The 2,579-nt window shown below is 44.9% G+C and carries 3 protein-coding genes; 2 read left to right on the top strand and 1 reads right to left on the bottom strand.

The window, feature by feature from the left end; genetic code table 11:
* On the top strand, positions 1–635 hold a 635-nt coding region (locus ACQY6Q_RS08375; protein WP_427980132.1), incomplete at its 5' end, for a 1-aminocyclopropane-1-carboxylate deaminase/D-cysteine desulfhydrase.
* Here ACQY6Q_RS08375 and ACQY6Q_RS08380 read toward each other — a convergent pair.
* Positions 621–1,376: a hypothetical protein gene (locus tag ACQY6Q_RS08380; protein ID WP_427980135.1), complete on the bottom strand. Its 756-nt coding sequence runs from the start codon at positions 1,374–1,376 to the stop codon at positions 621–623. The two genes, ACQY6Q_RS08375 and ACQY6Q_RS08380, sit on opposite strands and share 15 nt — an antisense overlap.
* 647 nt (positions 1,377–2,023) lie before the next feature.
* Here ACQY6Q_RS08380 and ACQY6Q_RS08385 point away from each other — a divergent pair.
* Positions 2,024–2,579: MCP four helix bundle domain-containing protein (locus ACQY6Q_RS08385; RefSeq protein WP_427980138.1), on the top strand; the 556-nt coding region annotated here is incomplete at its 3' end.

Consider the following 2,579-nt stretch of genomic DNA (forward strand, 5'->3'; position numbering starts at 1 on the left):
TGGATGCTCGCATCATTGAAGTCGCCAGTTTACGCGGACAACAGCAGGCTAACCTCGATCAGTTTATGCAAAACATAGTCAAACCCAGCCTATCGCCGCAGCAACTGTTTATTCCAGAAGGTGGCCGTTGTCACTACGCGAGAGAAGGCGTGGTGATGCTAGCCGAAGAAATCGAAGACTGGCAGCATCACCAGCACATTGGCCAATTAAGGGTCATGCTGCCCGCAGGAACCGGTACTACCGCTTTGTTTTTAAGCGAATATTTTAGTCAAATGAATCCCTGTATTCAGGTGTTAAGCTGTGCCTGTGTGGGCGATGAGCACTACTTACGCTCGCAGTTTTCGCTATTAAACAGCAACCCCAACACCCACCCGACGATACTAGCACGCTCCAAAAAGTTCCATTTTGGCAAGCTCTATCCTGAGCATTACCAAATTTGGTTAGACCTGAAGCAACAAACCGAAATTGAATTTGAACTGTTGTACGACCCCATCGGCTGGCAGTGCCTAATCAGCTACCTAGCCGAGCACAATGACAATGTGCCTACCCTATATATTCATCAAGGTGGCTTGCTTGGCAATCAAAGCATGCTAAACCGCTATCAGCGAAAATACCCTCAGTTAGCGCCAATCTAACCAATAGCTATAAGGAAAGCTCTCCGATAAATTTACCGTTTCTTGATAATGCTCGCTCGGCTGAGCTAAACATTCAGTACCATTAAACTCTGGCTCAGCCCAACCGCTATTCCCGTTTAAATACTCCCGGCTATAGCCCCAGCGACCACAAGACAAGATGCTGTCGTAACCCAGCTCACGCTGACACACCACACAAGTCTCAAACTCGACCTCTATGTTTTGCCCCTCTTTGCCCAAGGCGTCCGACACAAAAGGCGTATCATAAATCGCCAATGTCGACGCCCGCTTAGGCGCTTCACTCCAAGGCTTGTCTTGAGTATCTTGCGGAGTGCGATGTACGCCACTGCCAAACTCTAACGGCACGGCATCGTAAAAGGGCTCCACAAACCACTCGGGCGCATCAATCTGAGCCGAGCGCTCATCACCCAATAAACGTCGGTTGGTGGTACGAACTTGCAACATACGGTAGCGGGAGCACCCCGCTTGATTAGCCAGTTCAAGCTCGCCATTGCGATTAGCAAACCAATGAATTTCTAAACCTATGCCAGTGGCATTATCACGAGGAATGTAAGAAGCCTGTTGACGGCTGTTGTGATACCAAGCCTCAGAAAAGACCAAAATACCCAATGTTTTTTGCTGGTAAGTCACAGGGCATACCTTGCCAACGAGCAATTCGGCATCGTCTGCCGTTGCGCTGCCCAGCCAAAAGCCCATTAGAAATATCCACAATCCAAAGCGCATAGGCACCCTCCTTACTGGAGTTTATTCACACAATGGTCATTTAAGTGTAGTCGGAATCACATTTAGTTTTGTTACAGCGTACCGGCGAGGCGGAACAGAGCCTAAATAAATGGGCAATGAAGCAAACTTACACATTAAGGAGGGTTAACGCAGCAAATGTTGCTTGCTAGCACTGCTTTGATACCAACGTTGAGCTAACGAGGTCACTATTTTTCTCTGTAGCATTGCAGCTATCGCCAAACTTACCACTAATTTACCAATAAAATCAGCACCATGGCGCTAAAACAGCGGTAGAAAACGCTCTAAAGCTAGCTCCCCCTACGATTTGATCTTATTGAAGGTATTAAGCGTTTACTAAGACGGAAATAGTTAAATGAGCTTGGTCAGTAACAAACGATGACGCTTGATATAGCAAAAAAGGCTAATTAACAGCATGCATTTTAAATATCATTAAAACCAGTAAATTCAAACACAAACACAACTTAAATTTAAAATTTATCAATAACATAGCGTGAGCAAACTTACAAAAAGCAGATTTTAAGCCCGATTGATAAAATCCTATCTAAACTAAAGTAAATGACATTAATTTGTGACTTTTTAATAAAACAATAAGAACTATTAAAAGCAGCAGCCACAGGCAGGTAAATATGAAACTAAGCAGCTTACGATTTAAATATTCTTTGGTGTTCGCCTTAAACGCGATGATGTTAATTGTGGTCTCGTTAATCGGCTACAATGTGGGAGTGAATACCACAAACAACTTACATTCAATCGAAAATAAAGTACTACCCGCCATCGCCGCAGTCCTGAATGCCGACCGTGACCTTTATCAAGCCAGAGTGGCAGAGTTAGATATGCTGGCCGGCGACCAAGCTGATTTTCAGGGCTTGCAAGCTGATTATCAAGAAAATGCCCAACAAGCCTTAGATAGAATGCTAAAATTTCAAGATTTATTGGCCGATTACCCGCAAGCCGCCCAAGGCCTAGAAAGCTTTCAACAACGCTTCCAATCATGGAAACAACAAAGCTCAGAAGTCTTTGCCTTGAACAAAAGTGACCATGCTAAAGCTTTGGAACTCAGTACCGGAGCCAGCCTTACTAGCTTTAATCAGCTACGTGAACTTTACAATACCGCTACCGAATCCGCCGAAGCCTTAGCCAAAGAAATTAAACAGCGCTCAGAATCTGAAGTCACCACCCAAT

Origin of the sequence: Agarivorans sp., from assembly GCF_050295395.1 — a bacterium.
In the GTDB taxonomy this organism is placed as follows: domain Bacteria; phylum Pseudomonadota; class Gammaproteobacteria; order Enterobacterales; family Celerinatantimonadaceae; genus Agarivorans.

Excerpts from the sequence above, each read along its gene's own strand:
- ACQY6Q_RS08380 (WP_427980135.1), bottom strand. The coding sequence starts at position 1,376 with ATGCGCTTTGGATTGTGGATATTTCTAATGGGCTTTTGGCTGGGCAGC.